We start from the raw sequence: 21,418 nt of genomic DNA on the forward strand, positions 1-21,418 counted from the left end.
ATCAGCGATAGTCGATGACAGCGTCGCGTCGGAGGTCGCGCAGGTAACGCTGAGCGCGCTGATTGACGCGATTTTCCTCGATCTGCGACATAACCTGGTCGAACGTCGGCGCGTTGGTACTCGCCGCTTCATCGCGACCACAGAGAACCAGCACACGGACGCCCTCAGTGGGGGACCCGAATGGTGGCGTCGCCTGTCCGATCGACAGCTTCAAAAGCAGTTCCTGAAGCTGGGGCGGGAGGTCGCGCACCTTTACCTGATCGTTGTCGACCACTTCAGCACCTTGAGCCGCAGCGACTTCTGCCGTCTTTCCGCAGCCCTGCATTGCCTGAGTGGCTTTGCCGAACGCTTCAGCTTGCGCCGTTGCAGCGGCCTTTGTCGTGCCCGGCGCAAACTTCAGCGACATCTGACGGAGGTTCATGACGGCATCGCGGGGATCGGCCATCAACACCTGACGCTTGTCGACCAGATAGACCACGGAAAAGCCGCCCGGAACCGCGATCGGACCAGCGATCTGTCCTACGTTGATCTCGGCCGCTGCCTGAGCGAGCGCATCGGGCAGTTGCGGTCCGCGAACCCAGCCAAGATCGCCGCCGACTGCTGCAGTCGACGCTTCGGAAAACTGACGCGCATAAGCGGCGAATGATCCGCCCTGACGGATCTGATCGATGATCTTGCGACCGTTGGCCAACACTTCGGCCGAGTTTTCGGGCGTCGCCGACAGATAAATCTCGCCGATGTGATATTCTTGTTGGCCTTTGGAGGCCTGCAATCGGTCCATGATCGACTGAACTTCATCTTCGCTGACGTTCACGAACGGTTCGACACGGCGGCGCAGAAGGCGGCTCCATGCGAGCTCGCCTTGAATCTGCCGTTTGATTGATCGTTCCGACGAACCCTGCTCGCGCAGATATGCGCCCATTGTTTCAGGAGTTCGCTTGAATCGCTCTGCTACGCGCGCATAGCTCTGGTTGATCTCCGCAGACGTGACGTCGATATCGTGCGCCTTGGCTTCCTGAATCTGAAGCGTCTCGTCGATGATGTTGCGCAGAACCTGCAGACGCAAACGCTCGCGTTCCTCGTCGGAGATCTTGCCGCCATTCGCGAGAATGACGAGCGCCAGCCGCTGATCGATGTCGGTACCGGTGATGATCGTACCGTTGATGATCGCCGTTGCCTTACGCAAATGCGGATCGACCTTGCCGAAAGTTGTAAGGTCTTTTGGCAGGTTCAACCCGCTGTCGGATGGGTCGGCAGTTTGTGCAACTGCAGCGACCGCCATCAGACCGCTAACCAGCACCGCGGTCACGCGCGAAACGGGCCGGGCACCCTTGAAATCAATGATCAATGCTTGTCATCCGTACAGATCGAACTCGTCGCGATGGTACTGCCTTCGCGATATTGAACGCAGGCTTAGCGGCCAAGTCCCCGGAACACCAGCCTGAGCAAAAAGCTGTTTCCGCTCGTCGCATCGCCCGTCGTATCGTAATCGCGTCGCCACGATAGACCGATGTCGAGACAATTGTCGGTGTAGGCAATGCCGATACGGTGACGGACCGGTTCATATCCGTCGGCGGTGGTCGTCGGATCCTCAGCGGTACTCGTAAGGTCGATCGTCGTAGATCCAAAGATCGAAAAATAACGGCCGATCTGGACGCGTCCGCCAAGTCGGATTTCTTCACGATCGCGTAGATCTTCGAGCGTTGGATCAATGTTTCGATTCAATTTGAGATAGCCGACGGAGAAATAAGTCGCCTGGCTTCCGATTGTCGCATCGACCTCATTTCGGCGAAGCGCGAAATTGTCTTTGTCGAACCGAAAACGCTGGGTGATTTCGACAAAGTTCTTATATTTTACTGTAAAGCGTCCGACGATGTCCGATGTCTGATTGGTCAGCCCCGTACCGTCCGGGAATATCATGGCTGACGAACTGAACCGATAACTTTGCCCTACATTTGCCAGGACAGTCAGGCCGGGGCGGTCGAACGCATAGTCGAGGCCATAAGTGACGCGACTGCTGCCTTCCCATCGGTCATAGCCGGGAAAGCGATTGAGCGCGAACAGGTTGCTGTCTTCAAGGTCGACCGAGCGTGAGTCTTCGTTCGGAATATTCAGATTGGATGCGGGCGGTGAAGCGACCAATTGTATCCGGGGGGTTATGCGCTGCGTGCCACCCATGAATTCACCGATGAACGGCCACCGGATTTCGGCGGCCAAGGCACCGATCGCGCGCGATTGAAAGCCGGGTAGCCCCTGATATTGGACGATTGTCGTCTCTGCGTTCTGTGCGCTATGATAAATGTCGGCACGGCCATAGGCGGTAAAAATAACCTCTTGTCCGAGCGAGGTCATCTTACGCAAATCCCAGCGTAAGCCGGCGAAGGCACGCTGAGTATCCTGTCCGGCAGTTCGGGTCAGAGCGAGAGTATTGAGCTGAAGATCGAAAATGCCCCCTAGGACTGGGTCGGCAATTCGCTTGCGGTAGTCGATGATAGGCGCGGCGACGGGAATTTGTCCCTGCGGATCGAGCGCACGAAGTGTCTGAACGGCCCATCCGGAAACCGAGAAATAGCTCGAATCATCGATATGTTCGATATTGATGTTCGAGCGCAGCCGATCCTCATACGACCTGTCATAGCGGAGCAGGAAAGTGCGATCAGAGACACGGCGCACCGTGCCGCTGATGCTCCATTCGGGATCGAGCTGGAACTTTCCAGTTGCATCGAGAGACCAACGAACTGCGCGTTCGGAGGGCAAGTTGGCCTGATCGATCGGGATAAACGTACCATAGGTGGCAAATGCCGAAATTTTATAGGCACCGTTCGACGTCAGCGCGCGATAGTCGGCTTCTAACGCAGGCAGCGCGGCGGTATAAGCATGAGGCGTGATCGTTAGGTCGCGGTTCGTGCCCATTTTCAAATAATAGGGTAGGCCGACTTCGAACCCGTTGGTGCGGTTATAAGAGAGATTGGGAACGAGAAATCCGCCCGCGCCATCGTCTCCGAGGGGCTGAGTCAGAGTCGGCAGAACCAGAATCGGCAGACCGAACATTTCGACTCGGGCGCCCTTGAAAGTTAGCTTTTTACCTTCGGGATCGTGAATGATACGAACCGCGGTGATTTGCCACGATGGTTTTTTAGGGCAACCATCTTCGCTGACGACGGGACAGGGCGAATAGGCGGCGTGATCGAGCGTCGTTATGCCGTTCGTACGGGTGCCGTGCCGGGCGGCGAGTCTGCCGCCATTCGCCAGAACAAGCAGCAGATTGTTGACGACGCCGTCCTTCAACGTGTCGGTCAGTTCGACATCGTCACCATAAGCCGTATCGCCACCCGGGTTGACGACGACAACGTTGCCCAGAGCGTGAACCTTTCCGGTTTTCCGGTTCCAGACGATGCGGTCGGCGCGAACGCGATTGCCCTCGCTGGCCATACGAACATCGCCCGATGCCGTAACGATGTCGGTATTATTTTCGTAATTTAACTGGTCTGCCGCGAAGTCCACCTGCTGATCGGCCTTCGTAGTTGCAGGTGGGACCGCTTTCGTTGGGACAACTGGCGGGGGGGCGTGCCCTGTGCCTGAGTCGTGCCCTGTGCCTGAGCCGCGCCGACGATTGCGAACGCCAGCGGCACCGAAGTGAGCAGAAAAGCAGTATAGCGCGTCACGGACACCCTTTTTCGGACGATGGGTCACAAGCAGTCGCCATATTCGGGCGCCAACCCTGTCGCCTATCGCATTGACGCGCGACGACCGCAATCATGTGCTTACCAACCGTGATGCTGGACTTTGCTTAGGAACTTGCTTGGGCGTAACAGCCACGTTCCCCGATTCCTTTTTGACTGAGCGAGCCATTAATGCGCGTTTCATTTGTTTCCGTCCGTCCGACGTCCGCCGCCGATCTGGCACTGCTGGTTCCAAAGGACGGCGTTGTCGAAGCTGTTGCCGGGCATGAAGCCGCACATGGCTTGCAAGCTGCGGCGACGCTGGCGCGCTTCGATGGCGATGCCGGAGGGGTTGTCGAAGTCGCTGCAGTTGAAAATGGCAAAGCTAGGCGTGTTCTACTGGCTGGTGTCGGTGCCCGCACGCCCGAAGATTTTGAAAAAGCTGGCTCTGCGCTCTGCGCCCGCTTGTTGACGTCGGGCGCCACGTCGCTTGTTATCGACGCGGTCGGTGCACCTGCTGCGTCGGCTGCGCGCCTTGCTGCTGCGGTCCAGTTGCGGGGCTGGCGCTATGACAAATATCGCACGAAGCTGACCGACAAGCAGAAACCGACATTGAACGAAGTCATTGTCGTCAACGCGGAAGCTGGTCTTGAAGCAGCATGGGCTGCCGCGAGCGCGGTTATCGACGGTGTATCGCTGACCCGCGAACTGGTCACGGAACCGGCAAACATCATCTATCCCGAATCGTTCGTCGAGCGGTGCCAAAGACTGGCTCACGTCGGCGTCGAAATCGAAGTTCTTGACGAGGACGCGATGCGTGCAGCCGGCATGGGATCTCTGCTGGGCGTCTCGCAGGGGTCGAGACGCGAAGCGCGCCTGCTCGTGCTGAAGTGGAACGGGACAGGCAACAGCGACACAACTCCGGTCGTTTTTGTCGGCAAGGGCGTGACTTTCGATACCGGCGGTATATCGATCAAAGGCGCAGCCGGCATGGAAGATATGAAGTGGGACATGGGCGGCGCGGGCGCTGTTGCAGGCACGATGCTTGCGCTGGCGACGCGTAAGGCCAAGGCTCATGTCGTCGGCATTTGCGGACTGGTCGAGAATATGCCCGATGGAAACGCTCAGCGACCGGGGGATGTCGTAACATCGATGTCCGGTCAGACGATTGAAGTGATAAACACCGATGCCGAGGGCAGGCTGGTGCTTTGCGATGCCATGACATGGGCGCAGCAAAAATTCAGTCCGAAAGTGATGATCGATCTCGCCACTCTGACGGGTGCCATGATCGTTGCACTTGGGCATGAGTATGGCGGAATGTTTTCCAACGACGATGGCCTTGCCGCGCAATTGACAGCAGCAGGTGTTTCGACGGGCGATCCGCTGTGGCGGATGCCGATGGGCGATGCCTATAACAAACTGATCGACAGCCCGATTGCCGACATGAAGAATGTTGGTCCGCGCGAGGGCGGGTCGATTACGGCGGCGCAATTCCTGAAACGCTTTGTCGAGGAAGGCGTGAAATGGGCGCATCTTGATATTGCGGGCATGGTCTGGTCATCAAAGTCTGGCGCGGTGTGGGACAAGGGGGCAACCGGATACGGTGTTCGCTTGCTCGACCGGTTCATTTCGGACAATCACGAACGTCAGAATTGAGCCTGCGGTTGCGCCTGCTGGCTTAGCAGCCTACAGGCGCGCCCATCCATTCACCCCTAATAACGGAGCCGCACCAGTCATGGCCGCGACACGCACCTTTTCGATTATCAAACCAGACGCCACTCGCCGTAACATTACCGGTGCCGTAACCAAGATGCTTGAGGAAGCCGGCCTCCGCGTCGTCGCTTCGAAGCGCATCCAGATGACTCGCGAGCAGGCTGAGGGTTTCTACGAAGTCCATCGCGAACGTCCATTTTTTGGTGACTTGGTGACTTTTATGATTTCCGGCCCCGTCGTGGTTCAGGTTCTCGAAGGCGAGAATGCCATGCAGCGCAATCGCGACATCATGGGTGCAACCAACCCTGCGAACGCCGAAGCCGGCACAATCCGCAAGGAACTGGCCGAATCGATCGAAGCGAACTCGGTTCACGGTTCGGACAGCGACGAAAATGCAGCGATCGAGATCGCTTATTTCTTCAAGCCCGAAGAAATCGTCGGCTGATTTAATTTGCGTCAGGGGGCTCGGTCGATGCCCCTGAACATTTCTCAAAACTGGGCGGCGACGCTCATCAGCTTGGTCAGCCGCTTCGGCGCGCTTTTGAGCCAGCTTTTTTTCAGCCAATCGCTGATATCCGACCAGTCGTTCTCGCCGGCGTCGAGTCTGATTCCGATCCAGCCTGATGGGCCGAGATATGCGGGGCGGTAGTAAAGATCGGGGTTCTGTTCGATCAGCATCGCCTGTTCCTCAACACCGCTTGCCTTGACGAGCAAGCCTGTCACACCGTCATGGTGGTGATTGTAGCTGAAATACGCGAAGAACTTGCCGCCGGTCACGAAGAAGCCCGGGCTTCCATGCGACGTTTTCTCCTCGACTTCGGGTAACGCAAGCGCAAGGTCGCGGACTTGATCGAGGAGCGCGTCTGGCCGCACATTGCGGGTTACGAAATTGGCGAGTGTTCGTGAATAAAGCTGATGCTCGGCGATAAGGATGCGGTCGGCCAGCGTATCGGCGGTATCGTCCGGTAGAATGGCGACTTCCGTTTGCCCCAACACCTCGCCTGCATCGAGTTCAGCGGTCACAACATGGACCGAGCAACCCGACACGCGATCGCCAGAATCGATGGCCCGCTGATGGGTATCGAGTCCCTTGTATTTCGGCAGCAGCGACGGATGAATGTTGACCATGCGCCCGGCCCATTTGTCGACAAAACCATCCGACAGCAGCCGCATATAGCCAGCGAGAACAACATAATCGCATCGAGCGGCAGTCAATTCGGCGTGAAGATAGGCGTCGAATTCAGCCCGTTTCATTCCCCGGTGATCAAGTGCGACCACTGGCGCACCTTCCGCGGCTGCCAGTTTCAGGCCACCCGCTTCGGGATCGTTCGCAATCACCACTACAATCTCAAAGGGGCAATCGCTCGCCTTTGCCGCATAGATCATTGCGGCCATGTTCGAGCCTCTGCCCGAAATCAGGACGCCGATCCGCGCACGATTAGCCATTGTGCGTAGCGGACCAGTCGGCACGGGCGCTCCATGTCTCGGTTGATCCGGAGACGGTGCAGCCCTTTGTGCCAGCCTCTATTCGGCCGATTTTGAAAGCGATTTCGTCCGCACTGTTTGCCGCAGCGATCACGCCGTCGGCGTCTTGTTCCGCAACCACGAGCGCCATGCCTACTCCGCAATTGAAAGTTCGTGCCAGTTCCTCGGGCTCGATCGCTCCCTGCGCCTGAAGGAAAGCCATCAGGCGCGGCTGTTCCCATGCATCGGCATCGATATGGGCATGCAATCCGTCGGGCATTACGCGGGGAATATTCTCGAGCAAGCCGCCGCCTGTGATATGCGCCATCGCAGCAATTTTCCCGGCGCGTACCAATGGCAGTAGCGATTTCACATAGATTCGCGTCGGTTCCATCAGCAGGTCGATCAGAATATTATCCTGATCGAATAGGGCAGGGCGCTCCAACTTCCACCCGCGATCGGTTGCGAGTCGGCGGACCAGTGAAAAACCGTTGGAGTGAACACCGGAGGACGCCAAGCCAATTACGACGTCGCCAGCCTTCACGCGCGTGCCGGTCAAAACCTGCGTCCGTTCGACCGCGCCAACACAAAACCCGGCGAGGTCATAGTCGCCGCCCGAGTACATTCCGGGCATTTCGGCTGTCTCTCCGCCGATCAGCGCGCAGCCTGCAATCCGGCATCCTTTGGCAATTCCTGCGATCACGCGTTCGGCCACAGCCGAATCGAGTTTGCCGGTCGCGTAATAGTCGAGGAAGAAAAGTGGCTCCGCGCCCTGAACGATCAAATCGTTGACGCACATTGCGACCAGATCGATTCCCACCCCGTCATGGCGGTTATGTTCGATCGCAAGTTTGAGCTTCGTTCCCACGCCATCGTTCGCTGCTACCAGCAATGGGTCGGAGTAACCTGCTGCTTTTAAGTCGAAAAACCCCCGAAGCCGCCGAGTTCGGCATTGGCTCCAGGGCGTCGTGTCGACTTGGCCAATGGGCCAATCGCCCTGACCAGAGCATTGCCCGCAGCGATCGAAACGCCAGCTTGTTCGTATGTATATCCCGCCATTTAAATGCGCCTAGCGACATCGCGCTTGGATTTCCACGCCTGACCGGTCAAAAGACGCGCCGTGAAGATTGCACCGCTACCTGTCCTCCTGACGCTCGGCCTCCTCGGCCTCGGCGCAGCGGTGTTCGCCCAGATGGAAGGCGGCGACCGCGGCGTCGCTCCGATCGATTCGTCCGGGAGCTTCGAAGTCACCGGAATCGACGTCGATGTTGCGGCGAAAACCGCCGATGCCGCGCGACTCGGGGATGGCGTCTTGCCCAGCGCAAAGGCTGGCAGATGTTATGGGCTAAAATGCACGGCGGCGCTGGCGGAGCGCCGGGCCTGAGCGATTCGGATCTTGATTCGATCGTTGCTGGCATTGTTGTCGATGACGAACAAATCGGTCCAAACCGATATGTCGCCAAGCTGGGCGTCTTGTTCGATCGTGCGCGTGCCGGTCAGATATTGGGCGTCAGCGGCCAAATTGTTCGCTCGCCACCGTTGCTTGTCATTCCGATCGAATGGTCGGGCGGCGCGCCGCGCAGTTTTGAGGCGCGGACCGAATGGCAGAAAGCGTGGGCACGTTTTCGCGCCGGTGGCAGCGCGATAGATTATGTGCGGCCCAGCGGTACTGGTCCCGATCCCCTGTTGCTGACTGTGGGACAGGCACAGCGCCCGGCGCGCAAGTGGTGGCGGCTGCTTCTCGACCAATATGGCGCTGCCGATGTTCTGATGCCGCAGGTGCGGCTTGAGCGGCTTTGGCCCGGCGGACCGGTTATCGGCCATTTCAGCGCACGTCATGGTCCCGACAATGTAGAAATCTCTGCATTCACCCTTCGCGTCGAATCGAGCGACGGCCTGCCGCAAATGCTCGACGAGGGCGTAAAGCGGATGGATCAGGCGTATTCGGACGCATTGTCGATGGGAATGCTTCGCCCCGATCCATCGCTGATTATCGAAACGCCCGTCGATGTCAGCGCGCTGATCGCCAATCAGTCCGAGGCAGTTCCGGTCGAAACAGGCATGGACAATAGCTCGACCAGTGCCACCTTGGGTGAGGTCAAAACTTATACCGTCCAATTCGAGACGCCTGACGTCAGTTCGGTATCCGGAATAGAATCCTCCGTGCGCGGGACGCCCGGCGTTAAATCCACCGATACGACCAGCCTGGCTCTGGGAGGAACGTCGGTCATGCGCGTAACCTTTACCGGCGACCTTGCGACGCTCCGTGCCGCCCTGACCGCGCGTGGTTTCAAGGTTGACGAAGGTGGCGGAACACTTCGTATCCGTCGCGCGGCGGCGACGGACACTCCTTCCGCGCCATGAACCAGATTGCCCTGCCGCTCGATTGGCCGGCAGACGAGGCGGAAAGTGCGTTCATTGTTTCTTCGTCGAATGCCGCCGCCGTCCGTCACCTTCACGCAAGGGGAACCTGGGCGGTTTGCGCGACGATTCTTACCGGACCACGGAAATCGGGTCGCAGCCTCTTGGGGCGCGTCATCACGGCGCAGACCGGCGGTACGTTGATCGACAACGCGCAGGACCATGACGAGGAGCAAATTTTCCACGCGTGGAACGACGCGCAACGGACGCGACGGCCGCTGGTGCTGATCGCCGACGCCGCGCCGCCTGAGTGGTCGATTGTCCTTCCAGACCTTCGTTCACGTCTTTCCGCTACTCCTCACGTCGCGATTGGTGATCCGGACGAGGGTTTGATCGAACGCTTGATTACCACGCTTCTGGAGCGTCGTGGATTGATCCCACAACACGGAGTTGTCGCTTACCTGACGCCGCGGGTCGAACGCAGTCATCATTCTGTCATAGCTCTCGTGGATGCGCTGGATGCGGCGTCGCTGGCCGCCCATCGCGCAATCACTGTGCCTTTGGCGCGCGCAGTGCTGTCAGGCATCGACGCTGTCGCCGCAGCGAGCTAAAGGACGGAAATATGCAGGTTGTGACAAAGAAACCGGCGGACCGGGCCTCTCCTCTTCCCGAAGCGCGCTATTTTAATCGCGAACTAAGCTGGCTGGCATTCAATCGCCGTGTTCTGGACGAATCTGAAAATCGTGCGCATCCGCTGATAGAACGGCTTCGGTTCCTTTCTATTTCGGGTCATAATCTGGATGAATTTTTCATGGTGCGCGTTGCCGGTCTGAAGGGCCAGCAACTACAGGGTATCGAACATACATCGGTCGATGGCCTGACGATCGGCCAACAGCTTGCCGCGATCAGCGCTGACGCCGACGGTCTGATGGGGCGGCAACAGGTCGTTTGGCACAGTATCCGCGAGGAACTGGAGGATGCAGGGATCTGCGTCCTGAACTTTGACGAGGTGACGGGCGAACAGGTCGATTGGCTTGAACGTCATTTCCGCGAACAGATATTCCCTGTGCTGACACCACAGGCGTTAGACCCCGCGCATCCGTTTCCATTCATTCCCAATCAGGGATTGAGCGTGATTTTCGAACTGTTGCGGCTGTCGGACAAGGAACCGATCCGTGAGTTGGTGATGATTCCTCCGACGGTGCCGCGCTTTGTTCGGCTGCCCGGCGAAAATGCCTGCTACATCGCGCTCGAGAGCATATTGCGGCGGTTCACAGGGATATTATTCCCTGGTTACAACGTGCTTGGCGCAGGCGCTTTCCGTATTATCCGCGACAGCGATATCGAGGTTGAAGAAGAAGCAGAGGATCTGGTTCGTTATTTCCGCAGCGCCATAAAACGACGGCGACGCGGGCGAGTTATCAGGCTCGAATTCGAGACCGGCATTCCGCCTCAATTAGAAGCAGCGATAAAAGATACGCTTGGAGGCATCGACGGCATCATCACGGAAACGGCGGGCTTCCTCGGCATTGGAGCACTTGAAGGGCTTACCGAGGAGGACCGGCCCGACTTGAAGTTCTCGCCATATGTGCCCCGGTTTCCCGAACGTATCCGCGAACATGGTGGTGATTGTTTTGCGGCGATCCGTGCCAAGGATATTGTCGTCCATCACCCATATGAATCCTTCGACGTGGTGCTGGCGTTTCTCAATCAGGCGGCAGCCGATCCGGACGTCGTTGCCATCAAACAGACTCTGTATCGGGCGGGTAAGCAACCGACCGTCATTCGCGCGCTTTGCGATGCTGCCGAAGCGGGAAAGTCGGTGACTGCGGTTGTCGAGTTGAAGGCGCGCTTTGACGAGGAGCAAAACCTGCTTTGGGCGTCTCAGCTAGAGCGGTCTGGCGTGCAGGTCGTTTACGGCTTCATCGAATGGAAAACCCATGCCAAGGTTTCGATGGTCGTGCGGCGGGAAGCCGGAGAGTTTCGCAGCTATTGTCACTTCGGCACCGGCAATTATCACCCGGTAACCGCGCGAATTTATACCGATCTCAGCTTTTTCACCGCCGATCCGGGGATCGCACGCGATGCAGCGCAGATGTTCAATTATATCACCGGTTACGTTGAACCCGCCGCTCTCGAACGACTGACGCTGAGCCCTATCCACCTCCGTGCCGCTTTGGTCGATCTCATCGATGTCGAAATCGCCAACGCGCGGAGCGGCAAGGCCGGAGCGATCTGGGCGAAGATGAACTCGCTTGTCGATCCCGCGATCATCGACAAGCTTTACGAGGCGAGCGCCGCTGGCGTCATGGTCGAACTGATCATCCGCGGTATCTGCTGCCTCCGACCGGGCGTGCTGGGCCTGTCGGAAACGATCCGGGTCAAATCGATCGTTGGACGCTTTCTGGAACACAGCCGCATCTGGGCATTCGGCAATGGGCGCGCGCTGCCCAACGATGGCGCGAAGGTTTATATCTCCTCGGCGGACTGGATGCCGCGCAACTTCGACCGCCGCGTCGAATATATGCTGCCGATCACCAATCCAACGGTGCACGATCAGGTTCTCGATCAGGTCATGGTAGCCAATCTGATCGACACCGAACAAAGTTGGGAATTGCACAGTGATGGTAGTTATCGACGGATGGCGGTCGGTTCCAAGCCGTTCAACCTTCATCGCTATTTCATGACAAACCCGTCGCTTAGCGGTCGCGGCGCTGCGCTGGACAATGCGGATTCAGTGCCTCACCTTAGTTTCGGGCGTCGCTGAGTGCGCCAAGGACCGCGGCGCGCAATTATCGATATAGGCTCCAATTCAATTCGTCTGGTCGTTTATGACGGACCACTTCGAGCACCTGCAATCCTGTTTAACGAAAAGGTCATGGCTGGGCTGGGACGCGGGCTAGGCGAGACCGGGATGCTCGGCGCGCAGCCGGTCGCGACGGCATTGCGCGCGCTCGAACGTTTCAGGGCGCTGACGGTTGCGATGAACGCGACGACGGTCCGTACTGTTGCCACCGCTGCGGTTCGTGATGCGAAAAACGGCAAAGAGTTTCTCGCCAAGGTCGCAGCTATTGGCCTCAAGGTAGAGTTGCTGAGCGGCGAGGCGGAGGCCACCGCTTCCGGATTTGGAGTGATCTCTGCAATGCCCGAGGCCGACGGTATCGTTGGCGATCTGGGTGGAGGCAGCCTTGAACTCGTACGGATCAGCGGAGGCAAGGTTCGGGCGCGCGTGTCGATGCCGCTGGGTGTCTTGCGTCTTGCTGCCGTGCGTGCGTCCGGGCGTGGCGCGCTGGACCGTCATGTACGAAAACTGCTGAAAAAGAGCGGTTGGGTGATCGAGAAAGATCTGCCGTTTTACCTGGTCGGTGGATCGTGGCGTGCGTTGGCACGGCTGCACATGCACCTGTCGTTGTGGCCGTTGCCGATTCTGCACGGTTATTCGATGCCATCGATTGCGGCCGCCCGGATGGTTCGTGTGTTGGCGCAGATCGGACGCAAACGCTTGAAGGCGATCGACACTATCCAGACGAGCCGTGTGCCAGCTCTTGTGGATGCCGCCGCTCTTCTTGCCATTCTGGTGCGCTCGCTTGAAAGCAGCGCACTTATCGTTTCTGCCGCAGGGCTGCGCGAAGGGTTGTTGTTTGAGGGACTAACGCCCGAACAAAGGACCGAAGATCCCCTTATTGCTGCTGCTCGGGAATCCGGCGCACGTCAGGGCCGGTTTGCCGAACATGGGGATTTGTTGAACCAGTGGATCGCGCCGTTGTTCGGACCGGAAAATGTCGACGACAGTCGCTTACGTCACGCGGCCTGCCTGTTGGGTGATGTGGCATGGGCGGCCAATCCAGATTTTCGCGCCGAGCGGGGGCTTGAGATCGCGCTGCACGGCAATTGGGTCGGCATCGACGCGCGGGGCAGGGCGATGGTTGCGCAGGCGCTGTTCACAAGCTTCGGCGGCAGTGGCTCGGCACCCGTAGCAGACGTGCTGGCATCGCCTGCCGATCTGGCAATGGCAGTGCGGTGGGGGCTTGCTATGCGGCTTGGCCAGCGGCTGAGCGGGGGCGTCGCAGGCCCGCTCAACGGCAGCCAGATTGGTATGGACGCGACTAGCCTGTGGCTAAAACTGCAAGAAAGCGGTGCCGGGCTTTATGGTGAAGTGGTCGAACGGCGCCACCGGCAACTCGCGACTTCACTTGGCAAGACGGCGAGACTGGAAGCGAGCTAGACTGGAAGTTGCGGCACATCTTCGGTCCGGGTCATCTTCATGCGACCGTTGACGACTGCAAACGCCAGTCGCCCCTCGACCAAATCCAGCGCATCACGTCCGAATTGATCGAAGCGCCAGCCCGTCAGAATTGCCAGATCGGTCCGAACCCCGGCAGCCAGCAAATCCAGTTCTTCGTTTCGCGCAAGCAACCGTGCCGCGACGCTACTTTCCTTCGCCCGGATCTTCAGCAGCAGCTTCAGCAAGTCCGCCACCAGCGCACCGTCCTTACCAAGCCCCGGCTTTCGGTCATCACGTGCGGGCATCAGCTCGGCAGGCATTGGCTGTGCGTTTTCGAGTGCAGCCAGCATCCGAGCGCCGATGTCGTTTCCGGCCCATGACGACGAAAGCCCCCGTACCTTGGCGAGATCGCTCTGCGTTCGCGGTGGGTGCATGGCGAGATCGCCCAGCGTTTCATCCTTGACGATGCGGCCGCGCGGCAGGTTCTTGTTCCGCGCCTCATGCTCGCGCCATCCAGCTAAAGCGCGCAGACGCCCCAGCACCTCGGGCTTGCGACTGGCAATCTTGACGCGCTTCCAGGCATCGCACGGCTCGGTGACGTAATTCGACGGGTCGCCAAGGCGCTCCATCTCCTGATCGAGCCAGTCGCCGCGTCCGGTCTTCACCAACTTGTCGAGCATCATCGGGAATATCCGCGATAGATGCGTTACGTCTCCGATCGCATAATCGATTTGCCGTTTATCTAATGGACGCCGCGCCCAATCGGTAAAGCGCGCGCCCTTGTCGAGTGTGATACCGATCCACTGATCCACAAGATTGGAGTAACCGACCTGCTCGCCCTGACCCAGCGCCATCGCTGCAATCTGGGTGTCGAACAGCGGGTAGGGCGTCTTGCCCGTCAGGTTATGGACGATTTCGATGTCCTGCCCACCCGCGTGAAAGACTTTCAGCACCTCATCATTCTCGGTCATCAGGTCGAGCAACGGCTTCATGTCGATGCCATCGGCTTTCGGATCGATCGCCGCAGCCTCATGCTCGTCCGCGACTTGGATAAGACAGAGATCCGGCCAGAATGTGTTTTCCCGCATGAATTCGGTGTCGACCGCGATAAAGCGCGACTTCGCCATGCGGGCACAGAATTCGGTAAGGGTAGCGGTGTCTTCGATCAGCGGATGAATCTTCATTTTGCTTCCATAGCGGTAAGCCGCGCCTTGACAAACCGGGGTTGCGTCTGTGTTAGCCAGCCTCATGACACTTCACGCTTATCGCACCCACACCTGCGCCCAGCTGCGCGCCGCCGATGTCGGCAACACCGTTCGCCTGTCGGGCTGGATCCACCGCAAGCGGGACCACGGCAATTTGTTGTTCGTGGATATTCGCGATCATTACGGAATCACCCAGATTGTGACCGACACCGATTCGCCGGCGCACGCTGTGCTGGACAAGTTGCGGGCGGAATCGGTTGTGACGATTACTGGTAACGTCGTTGCCCGGTCGGCCGAAACCGTGAATGCGAATTTGCCCTCGGGTGAAGTCGAAGTTCGTGCCGATGATGTGACAGTGCAATCGAGTGCTGGCGAATTACCGATGCCGGTATTCGGAGAGGCTGAGTATCCGGAAGAAATTCGGTTAAAATACAGGTACTTGGACCTTCGTCGTGAGCGGTTGCACGCGAACATCGTTTTGCGGTCGAATGTCATTTCTTCGATCCGCAAGCGCATGATCGATCAGGGGTTCACTGAGTTCCAGACACCCATTCTGACCGCTTCCAGCCCCGAAGGCGCTCGTGATTACCTGGTGCCGAGCCGCGTTCATCCTGGCAAATTTTATGCGCTTCCGCAGGCGCCGCAGATATTCAAACAGTTGCTGATGGTGGCTGGTTTTGACCGTTATTTCCAGATTGCGCCCTGTTTTCGTGACGAAGATGCGCGTGCCGATCGCTCGCCGGGTGAATTCTACCAGCTCGATTTCGAGATGAGCTTTGTTACGCAGGACGACGTGTTTGCCGCGATCGAGCCTGTTCTGCACGGCGTCTTCGAAGAATTCGCCAATGGCCGGAAAGTCAGCCCAGCGCCGTTCCCCCGCATTCCGTATCGCGAATCGATGCTGAAATACGGGTCGGACAAGCCCGATCTTCGCAATCCGATCATCATAACCGATGTTTCGGACCATTTCGCGAAGTCCGGTTTCGGGCGTTTCGAATCGATCGTGGCCGAAGGCGGTCGTGTTCGCGCGATTCCTGCGCCGAAGACCGCCGAAAAGAGCCGCAAATTCTTCGATGAGATGAATAGCTGGGCGCAGGGCGAAGGTTTCGCGGGCCTTGGTTATATCACGCAGAAGAACGGCGAACTTGGCGGACCGATTGCGAAGAACCACGGTGAGGAAGCGACGCGCAAGCTGGTCGCCGAACTCGGCCTTGGTCCTGACGACGGCATTTTCTTTGCCGCCGGTCCCGAACTGACCGCCGCGAAGCTCGCCGGAGCCGCCCGGACACGCGTCGGGCAGCAACTTGGTCTGATCCCGGATGGTGAGTTCCGCTTTTGCTGGATCGTCGATTTCCCGATGTACGAATATGACGAGGAATCGAAGAAGATCGATTTCAGCCACAACCCGTTCTCGATGCCACAGGGCGAGCTGGAAGCACTGGAGACGAAAGACCCGCTCGATATCCTCGCGTATCAGTATGATATCGTCTGCAACGGCATCGAATTGTCGTCGGGGGCGATCCGGAACCATCGCCCCGATATCATGTACAAGGCGTTCGAGATCGCTGGCTATTCGCAGGCAGAGGTCGATACCAATTTCGCCGGGATCATCAACGCGTTCAAACTTGGCGCACCGCCGCACGGTGGTTCTGCGCCGGGTATCGACCGTATCGTGATGATGCTCGCCAACGAACCCAATATCCGCGAAGTCATTGTCTTTCCGATGAATCAGAAGGCCGAAGACGTGATGATGGGCGCGCCCGCACCGGCAACGGCAAAGCAGTTGCGGGAATTGTCCATTCGGTTGATTGATGGACCCAAGGACTAAGCAGAGTCGCCAGATAGGATTTGCCAGTGAACGCCCATGATTTTGTCGTGAAACGCGCCGATGGCACCGAATTTCCGCTGTCGGAGATCAAAGGTCCGATCCTGGTCGTCAACGTCGCCTCGAAATGTGGTTTCACACCGCAGTATGAGGGGCTGGAAAAGTTGAACCAGCAATATGGGACCAAGGGGCTGACCATCCTTGGTTTTCCCTGCAACCAGTTCGGGGGGCAGGAACCGGGCGATGCAGCCGAGATCGCGAAATTTTGTTCGCTGACTTACGATGTGTCGTTTCCGGTGCTGGCAAAGGTAAAGGTTAACGGCGACGAGGCCGACCCTTTCTATAAATATCTGAAGCACGCAAAGCCGGGCTTGCTCGGCATCGAATCGATCAAATGGAACTTTACCAAGTTTCTGATCGACGGGGATGGCAATGTCGTATCGCGCCACGCTCCTACTGAAAAACCAGAGGCGCTGGCGCCCGAAATTGAAAAGCTGCTCGCATGAATGCACCCGACTGGAATGCAGAAGCCAAACTGATCGAGCGTGACGATATGGGTTCGGAAATGGCCTATGACTTTCACGAACGCGCGACCGGAACGCTTGGTGAACTGATCGCAAAGGTCGGCGCGATGTCCCCCCATGAACGCGCGCGCATGGTCATCGATGCCGGGAGTCAGGGTACGATAAATGTGGCTCAGATCGTCGAACTGGCGGGACGCGACGACTTTCCGTTTTGACGAGCCGGGCATAACCGTTAACGCATGACGATGGCCCACGCGCAGTTCGTTCCCCTTCGTATTTTCTCCGCTTACACAATGCTCGAAGGAGCGATCGACCCAAAGGAGATCGCCAAGCGCGCGCGCGAGCTGGGTTTTCCGGCGGCGGCGATTTGCGACCGTAACGGCCTGTACGGTGTCATGCCGTTTTCCGACGCCTGTCGCGCAGCGGGTGTGCAACCGATCATCGGCACATTGCTGTGCGTTGCCCGTCCCGATGTGCCACAGGGTGCTCCCCAGCTTACGACTGGCTGGCGCTTTATGCTCAGGATGAGGCGGGTTATAATAATCTTTGTGTGCTGGTATCGGAGGCACATCTGGGTCGCCCGGTCGAGGAGCAGGCCCATGTTGTTTTCGACAAGCTGGCGCGTCATTGTGACGGCCTGATCGCCCTTACGGCCGGTGCAGAGGGTGCGCTGGCGAAAATGCTCGCGGGCGGCCAGCATGACGCGGCCAGTGCCTATGCTGACCGGTTGACCACCTTGTTTCCGGGGCGTCTCTACGTTGAACTCTCTCGCCGGTTGGATGCTGTGGAGGGCGCAGCCGAGCCGCATCTGATCGCGCTGGCCGATGGTCGCGATCTGCCGCTCGTGGCGACAAATCCCGCCTGTTATGGTGAAGCGAGTTTCCACAACGCGCACGATGTCATGCTGTGTATTGCGGCATCGGCCTATGTGGACAGCGATGACCGCGCAAAAAGTTCGCCCGATGCGTGGATCAAACCTGCGCACGATATGCGCAAACTGTTCGACGATCTGCCCGAAGCACTGGCGAATACGTTGGTCATGGCCCAGCGTTGCGCCGTCGATGCGCCGACACGATCACCGATTTTGCCAAGCCTTGCAGGCGATCCGCAGGCTGAGACTGCGCAGCTTATTCGTGACGCCCATGCCGGGCTGGACGCGCGGCTTGCACTGATCCCGGCCGCCGATCCGGTTGCTTATCGCGCGCGGCTCGATTTCGAGCTGAACGTGATTACCAGCATGGGTTTTTCGGGCTATTTCCTGATCGTTGCCGATTTCATCAAATGGGCAAAGGACAATGATATACCGGTCGGGCCGGGCCGTGGTTCAGGTGCGGGTTCTGTCGTGGCATGGTCGCTGACGATTACCGACCTCGATCCGCTCAAACTGGGGCTGCTGTTCGAACGCTTTCTGAACCCGGATCGCGTGTCGATGCCCGATTTCGATATCGATTTTTGCGAAACCCGGCGCGTCGAGGTGATCCGTTACGTCCAGCAGAAATATGGACACGGACAGGTCGCGCAGATCATCACGTTCGGACGCCTGAAAGCGCGTGCCGTGCTGAAGGACACCGGACGTGTGCTTCAGATGAGCTATGGTCAGGTCGACCGGCTCGCCAAGGCTGTGCCGAACCATCCAACCGATCCCTGGACGCTGCAACGGGCGCTGAACGGTGTTACCGAACTGGCCGCCGAATATAAATCGGATGCCGATGTTCGGCGGCTGTTCGATCTGGCGATGAAGCTGGAGGGGTTGCCGCGCCATTCATCGACCCATGCGGCGGGCGTTGTGATCGGCGACAGGCCGCTCGATCAGCTTGTGCCGCTGTACCGCGATCCGCGTTCAGACATGCCGGTTACGCAGTTCGACATGAAATATGTCGAGGCGGCGGGATTGGTGAAGTTCGATTTTCTCGGGCTGAAAACTCTGTCGGTCCTGCAACGCGCGCTTAATATTATCGAGGAGCGTGATGGACATCGACCCAATCTCGACACTTTGGGTTGGGATGATGAGGCGGTTTATGCCCTGCTGCAAAAGGGCGACACCGTCGGCGTGTTCCAGTTGGAATCCGAGGGGATGCGACGCGCGCTGGCTTCGGTGCGGCCAAGCAACTTTGGCGACATCATCGCAATCGGCGCGCTGTATCGACCGGGGCCAATGGACAATATCCCGCTGTTCGCCGACCGCAAAAATGGCCGGGTGATTATCGAATATCCTCACCCGTTGCTCGAAACGATTCTGTCCGAGACTTATGGCATTATCGTTTATCAGGAACAGGTGATGCAGGCCGCGCAGGTGCTGGCCGGTTATTCGCTGGGTGAGGCTGATCTGTTGCGTCGTGCAATGGGTAAAAAGATCCAGAAGGAAATGGACGATCAGCGGGCGCGGTTCGTGTCGGGCTGTGCCGCCAATGATATTGCGCCACCGAAAGCGAACGAACTGTTCGACCTGATCGACAAATTTGCGGGCTATGGTTTCAACAAGAGCCATGCCGCCGCCTATGCCGTGCTGTCGTATCAGACGGCTTGGTTGAAGACGCATTATCCGCAGGACTTTTTCGCGGCTTCAATGGCTTATGATCTGAGCAACACAGATAAGCTGGCGATCTTTGCAGACGATATGCGGCGCATGGGTGTGCGCTCGCTGGCGCCGTGCATCAACGCCAGCGGGGCCGATTTCACCGTTGAGTCGGATGACGACGGGCTGGTGGTGCGGTTCGCGCTGGGCGCTTTGAAAGGCGTTGGCGAAGGCGCGATGGAGCAGATTTGCGAGGAGCGCGCGGAGAATGGGCCGTTCAAGAGCCTCGACGATCTGGCTCATCGGATCAATCCGCGCCTAATCAATCGCCGCCAGTTGGAAAGCCTGGCCGGGGGAGGTGCGTTCGACACGCTCACGACCAATCGCGCGGGTGCTTTTGCGGTGGCGGAGAATATATTGGCGGTCGCGAACTCGGCAGAAAACGGTCGGACAAGCGGGCAGGGCGGCTTGTTCGGCGGCGAGGTGGAAACGATGGCCGCGATCCAGGTTCCGGCCAACGCGATCTGGACTTTGTCCGAGCGGATGGCGGCGGAAAAAGAGGCGTTCGGTTTTTATTTTTCGGCGCACCCGGCGGATCGTTATTCGCACGTAGCCGCCACTCACGGTGCGCGCAGCTATGCGGCTCTATGTGCCCAGCCCGCAGCGAGCGACGGTTCACGGATGACGGCGGTGATGGCTGCACTGGTCGAGGATGTGAAATATCGGACTTCGGCGCGGGGACGGCGTTACTTGATGGCGACGATGTCGGATGCGACAGGCCAGTTCGTGGCTACGTGTTTCGATGACGATGTGTCGAAGAACATCGAGGAGGCGGGGCGCAATGGTGGGTGCGGGTTGCTCAGTGTGGAACTCGACCGCAAGCCGGGCGAAGAAACACCGCGTGTGACGATCCGGCGGATTCAGCCGCTGGAGGGGCTGGCTGGCAATGCCCGACTGAAAGCAGAGGTGCGGTTGCACGACAGTATCGGCATTGCGTCGCTCGCCACGTTACTGACCGGATCGCGGGGCGGCCGGAGCGAGGTGTTCGTTATCGCTGCACTGCCGGAAGGTGGCGAGGCGGAGTTGTTGCTCGGTCGAGATTTCCTGATCGATGGCGAACTGGCTGACAAGATCGGTGCGCTCGACGGGATCGACGCGATCAGTCTTACTTTGGCGACTTCACCGAAACTGGCGCTGGTTTCCTGACCAGCGCCGTTCGTTCCTATTTGCGCTGACCGAAGAGAATTTGCCGCTCTTCGTCTGTCATTGCGACCGGGCGCGGGCCGTAAGTCGCCTCTTTTCCCTCATAGACGCTGACCACCGCAGGCCGCGCCGCAACGCGTTCGAACCAGCGGTTTAGATTCGGATGATCGGCAAGCACCTGCTTGTGCGCTTCATGCGGGACGATCCACGGATAGATTGCCATGTCGGCGATTGAATATTCTCCGGCGACAAATTCATTGTCGGCGAGCTGTTTGTCGAGAACGCCGTAAAGTCGTTTCGTTTCATTGACATAGCGGTCGATCGCGTAAGGCACTTTCTCAGGCGCATAGACATTGAAATGTCCATTCTGCCCAGCCATCGGACCAAGGCCGCCGACCTGCCAGAACAGCCATTCCAGAACCTTGGACCGCTGGCGGATATCTGTGGGCAAAAACCTGCCGGTCTTTTCAGCCAGATACTGAAGGATCGCGCCCGATTCGAAAACGGTAATCGGTTCGCCGCCGCCAGCCGGGTCGGTATCCACGATGGCGGGAATTCGGTTGTTCGGCGAAATCTTGAGGAATGCAGGCTCGAATTGATCGCCTTTGCCGATGTTCACCGGGAACACATTATGGTCGACGTTGGCTTCTTCCAGAAATATCGAAATCTTGAGGCCGTTCGGGGTGGGCCAACTGTGTAATTCGATCATGGGAACTCCCTT

General features: G+C 58.5%; 15 protein-coding genes and 2 pseudogenes. 11 read left to right on the forward strand and 6 right to left on the reverse strand.

Annotated elements, in window-relative coordinates; genetic code table 11:
* Position 1: 1 nt before the first annotated feature.
* Both D3Y57_RS18365 and D3Y57_RS18370 read right to left on the reverse strand, forming a co-directional pair.
* Entirely contained in the window at positions 2-1,282 is a 1,281-nt protein-coding gene (locus D3Y57_RS18365) for a peptidylprolyl isomerase (RefSeq protein WP_121156185.1), read from the reverse strand.
* Between the two features lie 131 nt (positions 1,283-1,413).
* Positions 1,414-3,504, reverse strand: a complete 2,091-nt coding sequence (locus D3Y57_RS18370; RefSeq protein ID WP_121154933.1) for an LPS-assembly protein LptD — start codon at positions 3,502-3,504, stop codon at positions 1,414-1,416.
* A gap of 350 nt (positions 3,505-3,854) precedes the next feature.
* Between D3Y57_RS18370 and D3Y57_RS18375 the strand changes: the two genes are divergently transcribed.
* The gene (locus tag D3Y57_RS18375; RefSeq protein ID WP_121154935.1) at positions 3,855-5,318 is read left to right on the forward strand and encodes a leucyl aminopeptidase; all 1,464 of its coding nucleotides are present in this window, start codon (positions 3,855-3,857) and stop codon (positions 5,316-5,318) included.
* Positions 5,319-5,397: 79 nt separating this feature from the next.
* Complete coding sequence (gene ndk, locus D3Y57_RS18380) at positions 5,398-5,820, forward strand: nucleoside-diphosphate kinase (RefSeq protein WP_121154938.1); 423 nt, start codon at positions 5,398-5,400, stop codon at positions 5,818-5,820.
* Between the two features lie 44 nt (positions 5,821-5,864).
* Here the strand turns inward: ndk and purN are convergent, their stop codons facing one another.
* Together purN and purM are read right to left on the reverse strand one after the other, a co-directional pair.
* On the reverse strand, positions 5,865-6,821 hold the full coding sequence (gene purN, locus D3Y57_RS18385; protein ID WP_121154940.1) for a phosphoribosylglycinamide formyltransferase: 957 nt from the start codon (positions 6,819-6,821) through the stop codon (positions 5,865-5,867).
* A pseudogene (gene purM, locus D3Y57_RS18390) lies at positions 6,814-7,898 on the reverse strand (phosphoribosylformylglycinamidine cyclo-ligase). Before purM ends, purN begins: the two are co-directional and overlap by 8 nt.
* A gap of 61 nt (positions 7,899-7,959) precedes the next feature.
* Here purM and D3Y57_RS21460 point away from each other — a divergent pair.
* From D3Y57_RS21460 to D3Y57_RS18410, 5 genes are read left to right on the forward strand one after another with little or no spacing between them, the layout of a single operon-like run.
* The gene (locus tag D3Y57_RS21460) at positions 7,960-8,223 is read left to right on the forward strand and encodes a hypothetical protein (RefSeq protein WP_347400402.1); all 264 of its coding nucleotides are present in this window, start codon (positions 7,960-7,962) and stop codon (positions 8,221-8,223) included.
* On the forward strand, positions 8,175-9,203 hold the full coding sequence (locus D3Y57_RS18395) for a heavy-metal-associated domain-containing protein (protein ID WP_347400403.1): 1,029 nt from the start codon (positions 8,175-8,177) through the stop codon (positions 9,201-9,203). The genes D3Y57_RS21460 and D3Y57_RS18395 overlap by 49 nt, the downstream gene beginning before the upstream one ends.
* Complete coding sequence (locus D3Y57_RS18400) at positions 9,200-9,811, forward strand: HdaA/DnaA family protein (RefSeq protein WP_121154942.1); 612 nt, start codon at positions 9,200-9,202, stop codon at positions 9,809-9,811. Before D3Y57_RS18395 ends, D3Y57_RS18400 begins: the two co-directional genes overlap by 4 nt.
* Before the next feature lie 11 nt (positions 9,812-9,822).
* Positions 9,823-11,967 carry an RNA degradosome polyphosphate kinase gene (locus tag D3Y57_RS18405; RefSeq protein WP_121154944.1) on the forward strand — a complete coding sequence of 715 codons (2,145 nt, stop codon included), beginning with the start codon at positions 9,823-9,825 and terminating at the stop codon, positions 11,965-11,967.
* On the forward strand, positions 11,968-13,425 hold the full coding sequence (locus tag D3Y57_RS18410) for a Ppx/GppA phosphatase family protein (RefSeq protein WP_121154946.1): 1,458 nt from the start codon (positions 11,968-11,970) through the stop codon (positions 13,423-13,425).
* Here the strand turns inward: D3Y57_RS18410 and rnd are convergent.
* On the reverse strand, positions 13,422-14,609 hold the full coding sequence (gene rnd / locus D3Y57_RS18415; protein ID WP_121154949.1) for a ribonuclease D: 1,188 nt from the start codon (positions 14,607-14,609) through the stop codon (positions 13,422-13,424). The genes D3Y57_RS18410 and rnd overlap by 4 nt on opposite strands.
* Before the next feature lie 64 nt (positions 14,610-14,673).
* Between rnd and aspS the strand changes: the two genes are divergently transcribed.
* The 4 genes and pseudogenes from aspS to dnaE all read left to right on the forward strand — a co-directional run bounded on the left by aspS (position 14,674) and on the right by dnaE (position 20,700).
* Positions 14,674-16,458 (forward strand): aspartate--tRNA ligase, encoded by a 1,785-nt coding sequence (gene aspS / locus D3Y57_RS18420; protein WP_121154951.1) that lies wholly within the window; start codon positions 14,674-14,676, stop codon positions 16,456-16,458.
* Positions 16,459-16,484: 26 nt separating this feature from the next.
* Positions 16,485-16,961, forward strand: a complete 477-nt coding sequence (locus D3Y57_RS18425) for a glutathione peroxidase (protein ID WP_121154954.1) — start codon at positions 16,485-16,487, stop codon at positions 16,959-16,961.
* Positions 16,958-17,194, forward strand: a complete 237-nt coding sequence (locus tag D3Y57_RS18430) for a hypothetical protein (protein ID WP_121154956.1) — start codon at positions 16,958-16,960, stop codon at positions 17,192-17,194. The genes D3Y57_RS18425 and D3Y57_RS18430 overlap by 4 nt, the downstream gene beginning before the upstream one ends.
* 30 nt (positions 17,195-17,224) lie before the next feature.
* Positions 17,225-20,700: pseudogene (gene dnaE / locus D3Y57_RS18435) on the forward strand (DNA polymerase III subunit alpha).
* A 16-nt stretch (positions 20,701-20,716) separates the two neighbouring features.
* Here dnaE and D3Y57_RS18440 read toward each other — a convergent pair.
* On the reverse strand, positions 20,717-21,406 hold the full coding sequence (locus D3Y57_RS18440; protein WP_121154958.1) for a glutathione binding-like protein: 690 nt from the start codon (positions 21,404-21,406) through the stop codon (positions 20,717-20,719).
* Between the last annotated feature and the right edge of the window lie 12 nt (positions 21,407-21,418).

The sequence above is a fragment of the Sphingomonas paeninsulae genome, from assembly GCF_003660165.1.
Lineage (GTDB): Bacteria > Pseudomonadota > Alphaproteobacteria > Sphingomonadales > Sphingomonadaceae > Sphingomonas_O > Sphingomonas_O paeninsulae.